Source organism: Sporosarcina sp. NCCP-2716 (assembly GCF_023707985.1).
In the GTDB taxonomy this organism is placed as follows: domain Bacteria; phylum Bacillota; class Bacilli; order Bacillales_A; family Planococcaceae; genus Sporosarcina.
The window spans coordinates 1-16,100 of record NZ_BRCF01000007.1; the positions used below are offsets into that span (position 1 = coordinate 1).

The following is a 16,100-nucleotide window of genomic DNA, read 5'->3' on the forward strand; positions in this document are numbered from 1 at the left end:
CGATTGCTCAATTCTTGCTGGCATCATTTAAGATGTCTATCAGATCTGTTGATCTGTTTTGTGTCTGTTCCGCCGACGGGGTCGGTTTCGCAGACGATAATTCGTTGACATTTTGCTGTTCAGTTTTCAAGGTTCATGTTGTCGTTCTTCCGAAGCGACTTGATTATCTTAACATGGCCGATGCGTTCCGGTCAAGTTATTTTTGAAAAACTTTTTTCGTTCATTTCTGTTCGTCTGGCAAGCTAGCAAGCTGCCTTCTTAACGACAAGAACTATAATAGCATTGAATCTTCATTTCCGTCAACACCTTTTTAAAAAAAGTTGAAAACCCTATTGTACCGCCCTCTGAACCAGAGGGCAGCAGGGGTTCAGTCTTCCTGCTGCTCATCGACACTGTACATTCGGTGGCAGATAAATTCGTTTTTGGAATCCGACAAGATGACACGCAAAATGTTTTTCTCTATTAGGAATTCGATCAGCATCTCCAGGTCGACTGAATACATTTTGAGTTCTTCGTGTTCATGCAGCTCCTGTATGGTCCATCGTTCTTTTGCCGCCATGACCGCCAGTATATGCTGCGCACCGTCGTCCGTCCGGTTATGGATGAAGAACTCGCTCGCCAGGAACATGAGCTCCAGCCGTTTCTGCAGCGGTTCGTCACTCATGATCAATTCTTCATAGAGTTTATAGATGGACGGGTCGATCTTCTTCACTTGCGACCAGACGGTCACTTCAGGAAGGATGCCTTTTTCGATGACCGACAGTCTCGCCAGATGATGCAGCGATTGGACTGCATGGTGGTACGCGTCCATGTAATGATTCTGATCATAGAATGTTTTCCCTTCCATATAGCGGCGGACAAGCTTGGCGAGTTCGATGCCCATCTTCAGGTCTTTCCCGAAGAAAGGGTACTCCTCGAGTCCCATCTTCAAGTTCTCGACGTATTCGTTGCGGTCGAAGAAGACTTTACCGTAGAACAGCCAGTCGACCACTTTCCGTTTCGTCCCGAGCAGCAGCCACTTCTTCAGCTGCTGTTCACTGATGATATGCATGGCCGCTTTTTCTTCGCCGTCCGTGTAGTGCTTCGTTTGGATCGGAGTCGTGTCCGATGACGTGATGATGAGCAGGATCTCATCGAATGTATCGGTCAGCGGATCCCCTTCCCAGCGCTTGCTGACCAGCAGGACGCCGAGTGTATCGGGAAAACTCGCACGCTCCTGGTAGATCGGTCTCAGTGTTTGTTCCATTGCCTTACCTCCCAGCATCTATCTATTCGCCGGCTTCTGCCGTAAATCCTTCTTTGAAGTGACTCCTATGTTGCTCCTCTTCAAACTATGCTATATTAAAAGAGCAAGCTAAAGGAGGTCCTGCTGTGAAACCTTATAAAAATAAAATCAACCGCATCCGGTCATTTGCACTGTCACTCATCTTCATCGGAGTGATCGTGATGTATATTGGTCTCTTCTTCAGGAAATATGAAATCATCATGCTGCTGTTCATGATCCTCGGGGTATTCGCCATCTTGGCGAGCGTCGTCGTCTACGCCTGGATCGGGACCCTGTCCACCCGCGCCGTCCAGATCGTCTGTCCGAACTGCGGCAAGCAGACGAAAATGCTCGGACGCGTCGATATGTGCGGCCACTGCCGTGAACCGCTGACTCTCGATCCTTCGCTTGAAGGAAAAGAGTTCGATGAGACCTACAACCGGCCAGCCGGTAAAAAAGAGTAGAAAAAAGCACCTGCCTCTCACTCGGAGGGGCAGGTGCTTTTTTTCAGTTCGCTTTGGACGCTTTCCCCTGCTCTTGGCAGGAAGGACAGACGCCGTACACTTCAAGACGGTGGGAATTCACTTTGAATCCTGTCACATAGGAAGCAAGCCGTTCCACTTCTTCAAGCCCCGGGTGATGAAAGTCGACAATACTGCCGCATTCGTCGCAAATGATATGGTAATGATCATGCGTGACGAAGTCGAATCTGCTGGAAGCGTCCCCGAAGGTGAGCTCCTTGACAAGGCCAGCATTTCGGAAGACGCGCAGGTTGTTATAGACTGTCGCGACACTCATGTTCGGAAAATCGTGTTCAAGTGCTTTATAAATTTCATCAGCCGTCGGATGGGTTTCAGAAGAAATGAGGAATTCTAAAATGGCGTGCCGCTGCGGTGTGATCCGCACACCGCTCTCCTTCAATGTGACCAGCGCATTTTTCAGCATTGCACCAGACATGTCGAGCACCTCTATTCCGTAAAGATTACTTCATTGTAATGATTACAATTAGTTTACTGAATTCGTGGTGTTCTGTCAACCAATCTGTTCACAGCAGCTGCACTGGCGGTTCTTCAGTACCCGCGATCCGGTTCGATGATATTCCTGTAATCACCCGTATCCTTCAGCCACGTGCGGAGATTGCCTTTGAAAACTTCAAGGGCCCGCTCGATATACTTCGCAGACAGGGCGGACACGTGCGGCGATACGGTGCTGTTCGGCAATGACCAGAGCGGGCTGTCCTCAGGCAGCGGTTCCTGCTCGAACACATCGAGGACAGCGTGCCCGATCTCCTTGTTCTGCAGCGCTTCGATGATCACTTCGGATTTTACGAGATCGCCTCTTCCGAAGTTCATGAATACCGCTGTATCCTTCATCCGCCTGAAATGGTCTCCGTTCAGAATCCAGCGTGTTTCCGGCGTGCTCGGCAGGACGGAGATCACATAGTCGGCTTCCCCGAGATGATCGGTGATGCAGTCGAAAGAAATATCTTCGTGCATGCCGTCGTGAGTACTGCCCGATCGGCTGCAGCCGATTGTGCGGACGCCGAACGCCTGCAGCAGCCGACCGATTTCTCCGCCGATCGAGCCGGGGCCGAGTATCAGGGCCGTGGAGCCTCTCAGCTCGCCGGACTTCACTTTTTCCCAGACTTTCTGTTTTTGCTGTTCACGCAGCTGGGGCAGTGCCCGTTTCAGCGACAGGATATGGGCAAGTACGGTTTCCGCCATCGGAGTCTTATGGATGCCGCTGACATTGGTGACGAGGATATCCCGCCGTCCGAGCTCCTGCAGCGGCAGCTGATCGACCCCTGCCGAAGCGACCATCACCCATTTCAGCTGCTCCAGCTGACCGAGCAATTCCTCATCCAGATCGGACCCATATGTAACGAGGATGTCGACGCCTTTGCCTCCGGCGCCTTCGATCGTACCGGAAAAGTCGAAGGTTACACGATCGAATTCCGCGGCGAGCTCATCGCGGAACTGTTCTTTGATGGGGAATGTGAACAGGACATTCGTCATCAGGACTCTCCCCCTTCGTCATCCGTCAGCTGCAGCAGCGTCCGGTAGACATCATCACTGTGGCCGTCCACTTTCACTTTGCGCCACTCCTTGACGACTGTACCTGTCGGATCGATGAGGAATGTGGAGCGCTCCACTCCCATATACTCCTTGCCGAATGATTTCTTCAGCTTCCAGACGCCGTATTTCTCGGAGACTGCGTGGTCTTCATCGGACAGCAGGGTGAACGGCAGGCCGTGCTTATCTATGAACTTCGTATGGGACTCTTCGCCGTCAGGGCTCACTCCTAGGATTACGGCATTGACCTTCTGGAAGTCGTCATGGCTCTCTTTGAATGACTGTGCTTCAAGCGTACAGCCGGGTGTCGCGTCTTTCGGATAGAAATACAGGATGACGTATTTCCCGCCGGCGAAGTCCGCCAGGGATACCGTCTCCCCCTTCTCGTTCGGTAATGAAAAATCAGGTGCATGCATGCCTTCCAATGTGGACATTTGCGATTCCTCCTATCGGTCTCTTCCTATTTATATAGTATCGGACTAATCCGTCATTTTCAATTCCTTTGGTGTTCGGCTCTTTTTTAGGTAAAATGGAAAGGAACCGATTTGAACGGAGGAATAACAATGGAACGAACCAATTCAGAAGTGATCTACGAAGAAGCATGCAAGCACATCGTCGGAGGCGTCAACAGCCCGTCCCGCGGGTATAAGGCGGTCGGCGGCGGAGCCCCGACTGTGATGGCGCGCGCGGAAGGCCCCTATTTCTGGGATGTCGACGGCAATAAGTACATCGACTACCTTGGAGCATACGGCCCGATCATCACCGGCCACGCCCACCCGCATATTACGGCGGCGATTACGAAAGCTGCGGAGAGCGGTGTTCTGTACGGCACGCCGACAGAACACGAAGTGAAATTCGCGAAGATGCTGAAGGATGCGATCCCCGGCATCGACAAAGTGCGATTCGTCAACTCAGGCACGGAAGCGGTCATGACGACGATCCGTGTTTCACGCGCTTTCACCGGACGTACGAAGATCATGAAGTTCGCGGGATGCTACCATGGCCACTCGGACCTCGTGCTCGTCGCAGCCGGTTCCGGTCCTGCCACACTCGGCACCCCCGACTCGGCAGGCGTCCCGAAGACGATTGCAGAAGAAGTCATTACGATCCCGTTCAACGATCCCGAGAGTTTCAAAGCGGCGATGGACCGCTGGGGCGAAGAGATCGCCTGTATCCTCGTCGAGCCGATTGTCGGCAATTTCGGGATTGTCGAGCCGCAGGAAGGCTTCCTGCCGCTCGTCCACGAACTGGCGAAAGAAAAAGGCGCCCTCATCGTCTACGATGAAGTCATTACGGCTTTCCGGTTCCATTACGGATCTGCTGCTGAACTGCTCGGTCTCCAGCCGGACCTGATGGCAATGGGCAAGATCATCGGAGGCGGACTGCCGATCGGAGCGTATGGCGGACGGAGCGAAATCATGGATAATGTCGCACCGCTCGGACCTGCATATCAGGCCGGCACGATGGCGGGGAATCCTGCATCGATGCTGTCAGGGATCGCCTGCCTCGAAGTGCTGCAGACGGAAGGGCTGTACAGTGAACTTGACCGTCTCGGCGCCATGCTCGAAACCGGCATCCACGAAGCGGCCGAAAAACACGGCGTTCCAATCACCATCAACCGGAAAGGCGGTGCACTGACCGTCTTCTTCACGGATGAAACGATCGTCAATTACGATCAGGCGGAAGCGACGGACGGCGAACGGTTCGGCAAGTTCTTCAAGCTCATGCTGAAGAACGGTGTCAACCTGGCACCTTCGAAGTACGAAGCTTGGTTCATCACTTCCGCACATACAGAAAAGGATATCGAGGATACACTCGCAGCCGTCGATGCTGCGTTCGCTGAACTGCTATAAGCGGGGGCTGTTGACCCGTCCGGGGATTTATTGTAAAGTAGCGCAAAAGAGACCGTTAAAGAGAGGAAGACATCCATGAAACTTGGTGCCCGAAGTTTGAAGACGGGTATTGCCATTGTCTTCGCACTGTTCCTCGCGCAAGTGTTCCACCTGCCGAACCCGGTCTTCGCCGGGATTGCTGCGATCTTCGCCATCCAGCCGACCATCTACAGATCGTATCTGTCGGTCATCGAGCGGATCCAGGGCAACCTGATCGGCGGAGCAGTTGCTGTCGTCTTCGTCCTCATGTTCGGCAATCATCTGATGATTGTGGGCCTTGCGGCTGTCATCGTCATCCTGGTCATGCTGCGGCTCGGTCTGGAGAAGTCGATCGGCCTTGCGCTCGTGACGACGATCGCCATCATGGAGATAAAAGGCGACGGGTTCCTGATGTTCGCCGGACTTCGGATCTTAACGATCACCGTCGGTGTGTTGGCCGCGTTCGTCGTGAATCTGGCGTTCCTCCCGCCGAAGTATGAGGTGAAGGTATTCCAGTCCATCCACCATGTACAGGAGGAGATCATCCGGTGGATCCGTCTGACGAGCCGGCAGGCATCCGACTTCCTGGCAACGAAGAATGTCATCGAGAATTCGCGTGATCAGCTGACGAAGATCGACCAGTTATACTTGCTGTACAAGGAAGAACGGTATTATATGAAGAAAAACCAGTATGCGAAAGCGCGCAAGCTGGTTCTTTACCGGCAGATGATCGTCGCCTCGAATGCAAGCCTGCAAGTGCTGCGGAAACTCCATATGCATGAGAGTGAACTGGCGGCACTGCCGGAGCATTTCAAGATGATGGTCCAGGAACGGCTCGATGCGCTGCTGACATACCACGAGCAGCTGCATCTGAAGTTCGTCGGCAAGCTGAAAGCCGATCAGCTGAGCACGGGTCTGCATGATGAGTACATCCACCGGCAGGAAGTGATGGACATCTTTCTGAAGGAGATCGCCATTTCGAAGGAAGAAAACGAGGAGTTCTCGACGTACTATTTGTTCTACATCCTGTCCTCCATCTTGAACTACGAAGAACAGCTGGAGCACCTCGACAGCCTGGTCGTCACGTACCAGCGCCGGTACGACAGTGAAGCGAATACGAAGCTGGAAGATGAAATCTATTAAAAGAGCTGCCCCGTGTACGGGGCAGCTCTTTTTTCTTCAGCTTTTCATTTTCGGATCGAGCGCATCGCGAAGGCCGTCACCCATGAGGTTGAAGCCGAGTACGGTCAGCATGATGGCAAGACCCGGAAAGATCATCGTCCACGGTGCGGACTGCAGGTAATCCCGCGAGTCGGCAAGCATCTTGCCCCATTCGGGACTCGGTGCCTGCGCGCCAAGTCCGAGAAAACCGAGCGCGGCTGCTTCAAGGATTGCAGTTGCTATCGCGAGTGTCCCCTGCACGATGACAGGCGCCATGGAGTTCGGCAGGATATGTGAAAACAGGATCCTGACGTCCTTCATGCCGATCGCTTTGGCGGACGTGATGTATTCGTCTTCCTTGATACTGAGCACCTTCGAGCGGATGAGACGCCCGAAGTTCGGGACGTTGATCGTCGCGATGGCGATCAGCGCATTCTGCAGGCTCGGCCCGAGAACTGCAACGATGGCGATCGCAAGCAGGATTGACGGAAACGCGAGCATGATATCGAAAATCCGGGAGATGATGATATCCACCCAGCGGCCATAGTATCCGGCGACGATGCCGAGTATACTGCCGACGACGACGGATCCGATGACGGAGAAGAATCCGACCGCCAGTGAAATCCGTGCGCCGTGTATGATGCGCGACAGGATGTCACGGCCGAAATCGTCAGTGCCGAACCAGTATTCAGCAGAAGGCGGATGCAGCCGGTCGGCCATGTTTTGATCGTTGATGCCTTGGGGTGCTATGAACGGAGCAAACACTGCCAGCAGGACGAAGAATACGACAACAACCATACCGACGACAGCGACTTTGCTTTTACGGAAGCTTCTCCAGGCATCCCGCCATGGACCGGACTCTTTCTCAATCTGCCCTTCAGCGATCCCATCTATTTTCGGTGACAGTTCAGACATGGGGGTCCCCTCCTTCCTCAATCATATTTGATCCTCGGATCGATGACGCCGTAGAGCAGATCCACGACGAGATTGATCATCACGAAGAAGAATGCGACAACGAGGATCCCCGATTGGATGACCGGATAATCCCTGTAGTTGATGGCGTCGTAGATGTAGCGGCCGATACCGGGCCAGGCGAAGATCGTCTCCGTCAGGATCGCACCGCCAAGGAGCATCCCCATCTGCAGTCCGACAATCGTCAATACAGGAATGATTGCGTTTTTCAATGCATGTTTGTACACGACCCAGAACATTTTCTGCCCCTTTGCACGTGCTGTCCGGATGTAATCGGAACGCATCACTTCCAGCATGCTGGACCGCGTCATCCGTGCGATGATCGCCATCGGGATGGTCGCGAGCGCAAGCCCCGGCAGGATCAAGTGCTTGAACACTACCCAGATCTGGTCGAACCTGCCGTTCAGCATGGCATCGATCAGATACAGATGGGTGATGGCGTTCACAGGATCACGGACCTGTTCACGGCCTGTTGTCGGCAGCCACTGGAGTTCGATTGCGAATGCCCACTGACCAAGAAGTCCGAGCCAGAAGATCGGCATGGAAACACCGACGAGCGCCAGGATCATTGCCGTATAGTCGAACCATGAGTTTTGGAACCAGGCGGAAATGATACCTGCGTTAATGCCGATGATGACGGCGACGATCATGGCGAATAAGGCCAGTTCGAGCGTGGCGGCCAAGTAGGGCCAGATTTCGTCTGCAACCGGAAGCCGCGTCCTCATCGACTCGCCGAGATTGCCCGTAAAGATTCCTTTTAAGTAACTGAAAAATTGGATGAACCACGGCTGGTCGAGCCCGAGTTTCGCATTCAGCGCAGCGACTGCCTCCGGTGTCGCCTGCTGGCCCAGGATCACTTGGGCCGGATTTCCAGGGATGGCCCGGATCATCATGAATACGACAAACGTCATCCCTAACAGGACGGGAATAAGCTGGAATAACCGTTTCCCTATGTAACTGAGCATTCCGTTCACCTCTCTTGGCTCTTTTGTGCATCTTTGAAAACAGGAAAGGGGGATGGGCGGATCGCCTTCCCCCTTACTGCTGCATGGACAGAATTACTTGAAATCTACATTCGAAAGCAAGTCGGAACCAGTCGGGTGCGGTACGAACCCAGTCAGATCCGCTGCGCCGCCAAGCAATGGCGTTGAGTGAGCAAGCGGTACCCATGGCGCTTCATCGTGAAGGATCTCTTGTGCTTTTTCATACAGTTCGTTCCGCTTGTCTTCGTCCACTTCCGTCTGAGCTTCCAGGAAGAGTTTGTGTGTCTCTTCGTTTTTGAAATACGTGTAGTTGTTGCTGCCGATATTGTCTTCGTCAAGGAGGACGTACAGGAAGTTGTCAGCGTCGCCGTTATCCCCTGTCCAGCCGAGCATGAATGCATCCGCTTCCCCTTTGCTTGCCTTATCCAAGTATGTCGCCCACTCGTACGAGACGATTTTCGCTTTGATGCCGACGTCAGCCAAGTTCTTCTGGATCACTTCAGCGACTTTCGTTCCGTCCGGCATGTATGGACGCGGAACCGGCATTGCCCACAGTTCCATTTCGAAACCGTCTGGAAGTCCTGCTTCCTTCAGCAATTCCTTCGCTTTTTCAGGATTGTACTCGTATTCTTCGATATCATCGTTGTAACCGGAGATAGAAGAAGGCATTGGGTTCTTTGCCATTTCCGCGCGTCCTTCGAAGAACGAATCGATGATTGTCTGCTTATCGATCGCATAGTTCATCGCCTGACGGACTTCCTTCTTATCAAACGGAGGACGTGTTACCGTCAAACCGAGGTACCCGACGTTCATGGACGGACGTTCGAACAGCTGCAGGTTCGAGTCGTTCTCGATCTTTTCACCGTCGGACGGGTTGATGCCGTCAGCGAGGTCGATTTCTCCAATTGTCAGTGCGTTCAGGCGGGCTGCGTTATCCGGGATTGAACGGAACACGACTTTGTCGAGTTTCGGAAGCCCTTCCTGCCAATAGTCTTCGTTCTTTTCGATCGTGATGGAATCGTTCGGTTTCCACTCGACAAACTTGAATGGACCCGTACCTACCGGGTTGCGCTCATAATCATCGTCACCCTTCGCAAACGCTTCCGGGCTTGAAATTGCGAACATGCTCATCGCAAGGTTTTTCAAGAATGGTGCTTGTGCACGTTTCAGCTTGAACACGACTGTGTTCTCATCTTCAGCAGTCACGGATTCGATGACAGCTTCTTCATCACCATTGAATCCGCCGAACATCGAGCTGTAGTACGGGAACATTTCAGCATCCCCGCCTGCCCAGCGTGCGAAGTTCGCAACGACTGCGTCTGCGTTGAAGTCAGATCCGTCGTGGAATTTGACGCCTTCCTGCAAGTGGAATGTATACGTCAGACCATCATCGGACGTTTCCCACTCTTTCGCAAGGCCCGGATGGATCGTTGTATCCTCCTCGCCGAAGTTGACGAGTGTTTCGAACAGGTTGACCGTTACTTTGAACGTTTCCCCTTCTGTTACGCGTGACGGATCGAGTGATGTCGAATCTCCGCCGCGGCCGAAGACGAGTGTTTTTTCTTTGCCCCCTGATTTCCCGCTGTCCCCGCTGTTTGATGCTCCCTCTTTCTTGCCATCATCCCCACAGGCTGCAAGCGCCGTGGAAAGGACTAGCAGCATAATGAGAGCAAGCGACCATAACTTCCCTTTTCTCATACAGACCCCTCCATCTCTTTTTCTTTCAATGCTATGTCAGTGCCGGCCTGTTCAGTATACAAATGACAGGCGACAGAGTGACCGTTTTCCTGTTCCAGGAGCGCTGGCGAAACTTTTGTGCAAATATCCATCTTGAACGGACAGCGCGTATGGAACGTGCAGCCTGACGGCGGATTGGCCGGGCTCGGGATATCCCCTTCTATCATCACCTGTTCCTTCTGATAATCCGGATCAGGGATCGGCACGGCGGACAGCAGCGCTTTCGTGTACGGATGCAGCGGCTCCGCGTAGAGCTGTTCACTCGGAGCGATCTCAACGATACGGCCGAGATACATGACACCGACCCGGTCGCTTATATGCCGTACAACCCCAAGATCGTGGGCGATGAAGATATACGTCAGGTCGAACTCCTTCTGCAGATCCTGCATGAGGTTCAGCACCTGCGCCTGGATCGACACGTCGAGTGCTGAAACCGGTTCGTCCGCGATGATCAGCTTCGGGTTTGTCATGAGCGCCCGGGCGATGCCGACACGCTGTCGCTGCCCGCCGCTGAATTGGTGCGGATAGCGCTTCGCGTGATAGGCACTCAGCCCGACGATTTCCAGGAACTTGTTCACCGTCTTCTTCCGTTCCTTCGCATCTGCTATCCCGTGGACGATCAGCGGCTCTTCAAGGATCTTGCCGATCGTGTGACGCGGGTTCAGAGAAGCGTATGGATCCTGAAAGACCATCTGGATGTCGCGCCGCATTTTGCGCATATCGCCGGCGGACAGATCAGTGAGCTCTTTGCCGTCGAATTCGACTGTCCCCTCTGTCGGTTCCAGCAGACGCATGAGTACACGTCCGGTCGTCGACTTCCCGCAGCCGCTCTCCCCGACAATGCCGAGAGTTTCTCCTTTGTTCACGTAGAAGGACACATCATCGACCGCCTTCACGTAACCGACCGTCCTGCCGAGCAGCCCCTTTTTGACGGGGAAGTACTTCTTCAGCCCTTCAACTTTCAACAAAAGCTTTTGGTCCATCTTCCCTCACTCCTTCCTCGCTGTATAAGAAGCATCGTGTCTGGTGGCCTGGTCCCGTTTGCAGGAGTGCCGGGTCTTCCGCCAGGCATCTGTCGAATGCGAACTCACAGCGCGCCGCAAACTTGCATCCCTGCCGGACAGAGCCCGGTTTCGGCACGTTGCCGGGAATGGAGAACAGCCGGTCCTTCTTATAGCGCATATCGGGGACGGACTGGATGAGCCCTTTCGTATACGGATGCTGCGGATTGTCGAAGATCATCTTCACCGGCGCTTCCTCGATCACCTGGCCAGCATACATGACGATCACGCGTTCACATGATTCCGCAACGACACCGAGATCGTGGGTGATGAGCATGATGGCAGTGTCGAGACGCGTATTCAGCTCTTTCATGAGCTTGAGGATCTGTGCCTGGATCGTAACGTCGAGCGCTGTCGTCGGCTCGTCGGCGATGAGCAGTTTCGGATCACAGACGAGTGCCATGGCGATCATGACCCGCTGACGCATCCCTCCGGACAGCTGGTGAGGGTATTCGTCGATCAGTTCATTGGCACGCGGCAGGCCGACCAGTTTCAGCATGTCGACAGCCCGCGCCTTCGCCATCTTCTTCGACCACTTCTTTTCGTGGATCAGGATCGCTTCAGTCATCTGGCTTCCGATCGTGAACAGAGGGTTGAGGGAAGTCATCGGTTCCTGGAAGATCATCGCGATATCATTGCCCCGTATGCGGCGCATTTCCTTTTCACTTTTCTTCAGCAAGTCGTTACCTTGGAATAGTATTTCGCCGCCCGTTATTTTGCCGGGAGGATTGGGCACAAGTCCCATCACGGAAAGTGATGTCACGCTTTTTCCGCAGCCGGATTCACCGACGATTCCCAGCACTTCGCCTTCCCGTACGTAGAAGTCGACATGATCCACCGCTGGAATTTCCCCTGAGTCGGTAAAAAAGGTGGTCTGCAAGTCTGTTACTTCCAAGACTTTTTTTCTTTCACTCATGACATCCTACACCCCAATACTATTTTTCTTAAAATATCTGTTATTCAGTATTATACGTTTTTTTAGATTCAAATCAAGGTAATTTTCTAACCAATCAAAAAAAGCAGACAACTAGGGGATTTTCCCCTAACTGTCTGCTATTTCTTTTTATACCGATTGCACCCGGAACAAGTCGTGGTAAATTCCTCCGCGCGCCATCAGTTCTGCATGGGTTCCCTGTTCTTTCAGTTCACCGTGATCGATGACGAGTATCTTATCGGCATGCGTGATCGTCGACAGCCTGTGTGCGACGATGATCGTTGTCCGATCGCTGGCCAGAACCTTGAGCGAATCCTGGATGAGCGCTTCGCTTTCCAGGTCTAGGGCGGATGTCGCTTCATCCAGAATGAGCATCGGCGGATTCTTCAGGAAAACCCGCGCGATCGACAGGCGCTGTTTCTGACCGCCCGACAGTTTCACTCCCCGCTCACCGACTGTCGTCTCATAGCCTTCCGGCAGCTCCATGATGAAGTCGTGTGCGTTGGCGGCTTTCGCTGCAGCAATCAGTTCGGCATCCGTCGCATCGGGTTTCCCCATCAGGATGTTGCTCCGTACCGAGTCGCTGAAGAGGATGCTGTCCTGCAGCACCATACCGATCTGGTCGCGCATCGTACGGACCTGGACATCCCGTATATCGGTCCCGTCAATCCGGATGGCGCCCGCCGTGACATCATAGAAACGGGGGATCAGGCTGACGATCGTCGACTTGCCGCCTCCGCTCATCCCGACGAGCGCCACAGTCTCGCCGGGCTCCACTGTGAAATTCATATCTTTCAGGACAGGGTATCCTTCTTCCTCATAGGTGAAACCGACATGGTCGAACTCGACTTTCCCCTGGATCTCAGGCATCGGACGCGCGCCTGGTTTGTCTGTCACTTCATACGGTTCTTCCATCAGTTCAAGCACCCGGTCCATTGACGCAAACGATTGGGTGAGTGACGTCGACGCATTCACCAGGCGGCGGAGCGGACTGTACAGACGTTCGATGTATGCAATGAACGCCACCATCGTACCGACGGACAGGTTGTCGTGGATGACCTGGTAGCCGGCATAGGCGATGACGAGCAAGGGAGCGACGTCCGTAATCGTATTGACGATCGCGAACGCCTTCGCATTCCACTTCGTATGCTCGATCGCCTTGTCCAGGAACTGTTCATTCACTTCGTCGAACCGTTTCTGCTCCACGTCCTCAAGCGAAAAGCTCTTGATGACGCTGACGCCGGCGACGCGCTCATGCAGATAGCTCTGCACGTTTGCGAGCGCCTGGGACCGTTCACGTGTCAGCGTCCGCAGCTTTCCGAAGAAATGCTTGACACTGTAAGCGTAGAACGGGAAAGCCAGCAGCGTGACGAGCGTCAGAGGGATGTCCATTGTCAGCATGATGACGACTGCGATGATGATCGTCGCCACGTCGAGCCAGACGTTCATGAGCCCGATCATGACGAAGTTCTTCGTCTGTTCGACGTCGTTGATAATCCGGGAGATGACTTCGCCTGCCTTTGTTTCAGCGTAGAACCGGAGGCTCAGCTTCTGCAGATGGCCGTAAAGGTTCTGTCTGATGTCGTACAGGATCTTGTTGCTGACGTACTGCGCATAGTATTGCCGGTAGTACTCGACAGGCGGCCTGATGAGAAAGAACAGGAGCGCTGTCCCGCCGAGCCAGTAGAACAGTTGTTTCGTCTGCTCGGCAGCTGTCATCGTCGTCGACCCGATGATCGAATCGATGACAATCTTAATAAGCAGCGGAATGAATAAGGGAATCGCGAATTTCACAATCCCGATGGCGACTGTCAGTACGATCATCCAGTTATACGGTTTGACGAATTTCATGTAACGTTTAATGCTGTCTCCCATGCAACCCCTCCTGCAAAAAAAGCCAGCCGCAACCTGCGCAGCCCGCTTTCTCAGTTTTCTTCGTTCATGTTTTTGTAGAACTCGTAGCGCGAAGTCCAGACGTCGATGAAATCCGGGGCGAACGGGCCTTTGCGCTGTTTCACCCAGCTGAGCAGTGTTTCCAGGTTCCGGCGGAGGATCTTGTCGATCACTTCCGGATACCCCATCTGCTTTTTGTGTTCAGCGTACTCGTCCTCATCCAGGATGAGATAGCTCATGTCCGGGAAGACTTTCACATCCAGGTCGTAGTCGATGTACTTGATGGAGTGGTTGTCGAATACGAACGGCGAGCTGATATTGACGTAGTAATAGACGCCGTCTTCACGCAGCATACAGATGATATTGAACCAGCGCTCCGCGTGGAAATAGCAGATCGAAGGCTCCCTGGTGATCCATGTCCTGCCGTCCGACTCCGTGACAAGCGTCCGGTCGTTCGCCCCGATGATAATATTCCGGGTCCCTTTCAGCACGACGGTCTCCTGCCACACTCTGTGGATATGGCCATCGTGCTTGTAACTATGTACTTGTACGGTCTCTCCTTCTTTTGGAATGTCCATCATTAAAACCACCTTTTCGCAACAGGAAAATTGTTCGTCCATTCTTATCAGACCATTATACCAACCGTTCCTGAAAATAGAAAATGATTGAGACTGCACACGTAAAAACCGGCAGGAGAAAAGGTTCTCCTGCCGGCCGGAAGTGTCCATCCAATTATTTTGTTTGGTCTCCGTAACGGTTCGCACGCTGTCCGGAAGCTTGCTGCTTTTTCGCTTCCGCTTTTTGGTTTTGCTGTTTTACTTGCTGTACATCAGTTTCGGACCCGAATTCTTCGTTAGCGAACGGGTTGTTTTGGTTGTTTTTGTTGTTCTGCTGGTTCTGTTGGTTCTGTTGGTTGCGCTGGTTGCGCTGGTTGCGCTGGTTGTTGTTTGTCATGGATTTTTCACCTCCGTAACAACTAGCATAACCAGCATCCGCGAAATTATCCGGTGCCCTTCAACTTTTTAACTGCGTCCCATAACTTGTTCATCGGTTTGGACTTCGGAAGCTCCATTATTTCCTCGTCCGTGAAAAAGCGGTAGCCTTCCGGGATCGGCGACTCGTCAAGCAGTTCAGCGAAATGTCCCTGCACTTGCCAGGTGATATGTGAGAACACATGCTTGTACTCGGTGTAAGACGCCTCCTCGACCCGGGCACGGAGGCCGCTTTCCTTTTCGAGTACCGCGGTAAGAGGACCGTCCCCCGCATTTTCCGCTTGCGGGAATTCGTAGAAATCTGCGAGCAGGCCGTTAGAAGGCCGTTTCCGGAGCAGCCAGCGCCCGTTCGGTGTGCGGATCGCGAACGAATGGACAGTCACGGCCCGGTTCTTCACCTTTTTCGTTTTGACAGGCAGCTGCTCCTGCACGCCTTCTTCGAACGCATCACAGAACTCGCGGACCGGACAGAGAAGGCATCTCGGCCTCGGCGTGCAAATCGTCGCCCCGAGTTCCATGATCGCCTGGTTGAAGGAGGATGGATCGGACTCATCGATGATCTGCATCACTTTCTCCTCGAACACTTTTTTCGATTTCGGCACGGCAATATCGTCGCGCAGTAAGAACAGTCTTGAAAACACGCGCATGACATTGCCGTCCACAGCATGTTCCGGGACTCCATAAGCGATGCTCAGCACGGCGCCCGCCGTATACGGACCGATCCCTTTCAAGTTCAGGATTTCTTCCCGCGTCCGCGGAATGGCACCGCCGTATTGTTCCACGACTTCCCGGACTCCTGCCTGAAGATTGCGGACCCTCGAATAGTAGCCGAGGCCTTCCCAATGTTTCAGGACCTTTTCTTCGTCTGCAGCCGCCAGATCTTCCATGGAAGGGAACGACTCGGTGAACCGCTCATAGTACGGGATGACCGTTTCGACGCGGGTCTGCTGGAGCATCACTTCCGACACCCAGATGAAGTACGGATCGGTCGTGCGGCGCCAGGGCAGGTCGCGCTTTTCACGGGCATACCACGCAAGCAGCCGTTCGTTGAATTCACTTTTTTGCTCGATCTTCATGGGCAGCCTCCTCGGTCGCGTTGCAATTGCTTTTAGGTTATTCGAAATTGGGTATATACTTATAAGAACTGCGGAGGGACCCTG

16 protein-coding genes are annotated in these 16,100 nt (G+C 53.4%); 3 read left to right on the forward strand and 13 right to left on the reverse strand.

The window, feature by feature from the left end; all coding sequences use genetic code 11:
• Positions 1–367 precede the first annotated feature (367 nt).
• Positions 368–1,246 (reverse strand): nucleotidyltransferase-like protein, encoded by an 879-nt coding sequence (locus NFU03_RS10650; RefSeq protein WP_251638543.1) that lies wholly within the window; start codon positions 1,244–1,246, stop codon positions 368–370.
• A 125-nt stretch (positions 1,247–1,371) separates the two neighbouring features.
• Here NFU03_RS10650 and NFU03_RS10655 point away from each other — a divergent pair, with 125 nt between their 5' ends.
• Complete coding sequence (locus NFU03_RS10655; RefSeq protein WP_251638545.1) at positions 1,372–1,728, forward strand: YgzB family protein; 357 nt, start codon at positions 1,372–1,374, stop codon at positions 1,726–1,728.
• 43 nt (positions 1,729–1,771) lie between these two features.
• Here NFU03_RS10655 and perR read toward each other — a convergent pair whose 3' ends face one another.
• The 3 genes from perR to bcp form a co-directional block, all read right to left on the reverse strand.
• Positions 1,772–2,221 carry a peroxide-responsive transcriptional repressor PerR gene (perR, locus tag NFU03_RS10660; RefSeq protein ID WP_251638547.1) on the reverse strand — a complete coding sequence of 150 codons (450 nt, stop codon included), beginning with the start codon at positions 2,219–2,221 and terminating at the stop codon, positions 1,772–1,774.
• A gap of 113 nt (positions 2,222–2,334) precedes the next feature.
• On the reverse strand, positions 2,335–3,279 hold the full coding sequence (locus NFU03_RS10665) for a D-2-hydroxyacid dehydrogenase (RefSeq protein ID WP_251638548.1): 945 nt from the start codon (positions 3,277–3,279) through the stop codon (positions 2,335–2,337).
• Positions 3,279–3,770, reverse strand: a complete 492-nt coding sequence (gene bcp / locus NFU03_RS10670) for a thioredoxin-dependent thiol peroxidase (protein ID WP_251638550.1) — start codon at positions 3,768–3,770, stop codon at positions 3,279–3,281. The genes NFU03_RS10665 and bcp overlap by 1 nt, the downstream gene beginning before the upstream one ends.
• Positions 3,771–3,899: 129 nt before the next feature.
• Here bcp and NFU03_RS10675 point away from each other — a divergent pair, with 129 nt between their 5' ends.
• Complete coding sequence (locus NFU03_RS10675) at positions 3,900–5,189, forward strand: glutamate-1-semialdehyde 2,1-aminomutase (RefSeq protein WP_285835441.1); 1,290 nt, start codon at positions 3,900–3,902, stop codon at positions 5,187–5,189.
• A 75-nt stretch (positions 5,190–5,264) separates the two neighbouring features.
• A complete protein-coding gene (locus tag NFU03_RS10680; protein WP_251638552.1) occupies positions 5,265–6,350 on the forward strand; it encodes an FUSC family protein in 1,086 nt (361 codons plus the stop codon).
• A 36-nt stretch (positions 6,351–6,386) separates the two neighbouring features.
• Here the strand turns inward: NFU03_RS10680 and nikC are convergent, their stop codons facing one another.
• From nikC to mutY, 9 genes are all read right to left on the reverse strand, one after another.
• Positions 6,387–7,283, reverse strand: coding sequence for a nickel transporter permease (nikC, locus tag NFU03_RS10685; protein ID WP_251638554.1), 897 nt, complete (start codon positions 7,281–7,283; stop codon positions 6,387–6,389).
• 17 nt (positions 7,284–7,300) lie between these two features.
• Entirely contained in the window at positions 7,301–8,305 is a 1,005-nt protein-coding gene (locus NFU03_RS10690) for an ABC transporter permease (protein WP_251638555.1), read from the reverse strand.
• A 93-nt stretch (positions 8,306–8,398) separates the two neighbouring features.
• The gene (locus tag NFU03_RS10695; protein ID WP_251638556.1) at positions 8,399–10,021 is read right to left on the reverse strand and encodes an ABC transporter substrate-binding protein; all 1,623 of its coding nucleotides are present in this window, start codon (positions 10,019–10,021) and stop codon (positions 8,399–8,401) included.
• Positions 10,018–11,043, reverse strand: coding sequence for an ABC transporter ATP-binding protein (locus tag NFU03_RS10700; protein ID WP_251638557.1), 1,026 nt, complete (start codon positions 11,041–11,043; stop codon positions 10,018–10,020). Before NFU03_RS10700 ends, NFU03_RS10695 begins: the two co-directional genes overlap by 4 nt.
• Positions 11,015–12,037: an ABC transporter ATP-binding protein gene (locus NFU03_RS10705; protein WP_251638558.1), complete on the reverse strand. Its 1,023-nt coding sequence runs from the start codon at positions 12,035–12,037 to the stop codon at positions 11,015–11,017. The genes NFU03_RS10700 and NFU03_RS10705 overlap by 29 nt, the downstream gene beginning before the upstream one ends.
• Before the next feature lie 147 nt (positions 12,038–12,184).
• Positions 12,185–13,930, reverse strand: coding sequence for an ABC transporter ATP-binding protein (locus NFU03_RS10710; RefSeq protein ID WP_251638559.1), 1,746 nt, complete (start codon positions 13,928–13,930; stop codon positions 12,185–12,187).
• Positions 13,931–13,980: 50 nt separating this feature from the next.
• A complete protein-coding gene (gene ntdP / locus NFU03_RS10715; protein ID WP_251638560.1) occupies positions 13,981–14,526 on the reverse strand; it encodes a nucleoside tri-diphosphate phosphatase in 546 nt (181 codons plus the stop codon).
• Between the two features lie 154 nt (positions 14,527–14,680).
• Positions 14,681–14,902, reverse strand: a complete 222-nt coding sequence (locus NFU03_RS10720; protein ID WP_251638561.1) for a gamma-type small acid-soluble spore protein — start codon at positions 14,900–14,902, stop codon at positions 14,681–14,683.
• Between the two features lie 46 nt (positions 14,903–14,948).
• Complete coding sequence (mutY, locus tag NFU03_RS10725; RefSeq protein WP_251638562.1) at positions 14,949–16,016, reverse strand: A/G-specific adenine glycosylase; 1,068 nt, start codon at positions 16,014–16,016, stop codon at positions 14,949–14,951.
• Between the last annotated feature and the right edge of the window lie 84 nt (positions 16,017–16,100).

What these genes read in the sequence shown, in the direction of transcription:
- nikC (WP_251638554.1), bottom strand. Translation starts at nt 7,283, where the DNA reads ATGTCTGAACTGTCACCGAAAATAGATGGGATCGCTGAAGGGCAGATT.
- NFU03_RS10710 (WP_251638559.1), bottom strand. Translation starts at nt 13,930, where the DNA reads ATGGGAGACAGCATTAAACGTTACATGAAATTCGTCAAACCGTATAAC.
- NFU03_RS10650 (WP_251638543.1), bottom strand. Translation starts at nt 1,246, where the DNA reads ATGGAACAAACACTGAGACCGATCTACCAGGAGCGTGCGAGTTTTCCC.
- NFU03_RS10690 (WP_251638555.1), bottom strand. Translation starts at nt 8,305, where the DNA reads ATGCTCAGTTACATAGGGAAACGGTTATTCCAGCTTATTCCCGTCCTG.
- NFU03_RS10695 (WP_251638556.1), bottom strand. Translation starts at nt 10,021, where the DNA reads ATGAGAAAAGGGAAGTTATGGTCGCTTGCTCTCATTATGCTGCTAGTC.
- NFU03_RS10675 (WP_285835441.1), top strand. Translation starts at nt 3,900, where the DNA reads ATGGAACGAACCAATTCAGAAGTGATCTACGAAGAAGCATGCAAGCAC.
- ntdP (WP_251638560.1), bottom strand. Translation starts at nt 14,526, where the DNA reads ATGGACATTCCAAAAGAAGGAGAGACCGTACAAGTACATAGTTACAAG.
- mutY (WP_251638562.1), bottom strand. Translation starts at nt 16,016, where the DNA reads ATGAAGATCGAGCAAAAAAGTGAATTCAACGAACGGCTGCTTGCGTGG.
- NFU03_RS10720 (WP_251638561.1), bottom strand. Translation starts at nt 14,902, where the DNA reads ATGACAAACAACAACCAGCGCAACCAGCGCAACCAGCGCAACCAACAG.
- NFU03_RS10680 (WP_251638552.1), top strand. Translation starts at nt 5,265, where the DNA reads ATGAAACTTGGTGCCCGAAGTTTGAAGACGGGTATTGCCATTGTCTTC.
- NFU03_RS10665 (WP_251638548.1), bottom strand. Translation starts at nt 3,279, where the DNA reads ATGACGAATGTCCTGTTCACATTCCCCATCAAAGAACAGTTCCGCGAT.
- perR (WP_251638547.1), bottom strand. Translation starts at nt 2,221, where the DNA reads ATGTCTGGTGCAATGCTGAAAAATGCGCTGGTCACATTGAAGGAGAGC.
- NFU03_RS10705 (WP_251638558.1), bottom strand. Translation starts at nt 12,037, where the DNA reads ATGAGTGAAAGAAAAAAAGTCTTGGAAGTAACAGACTTGCAGACCACC.
- NFU03_RS10700 (WP_251638557.1), bottom strand. Translation starts at nt 11,043, where the DNA reads ATGGACCAAAAGCTTTTGTTGAAAGTTGAAGGGCTGAAGAAGTACTTC.
- bcp (WP_251638550.1), bottom strand. Translation starts at nt 3,770, where the DNA reads ATGTCCACATTGGAAGGCATGCATGCACCTGATTTTTCATTACCGAAC.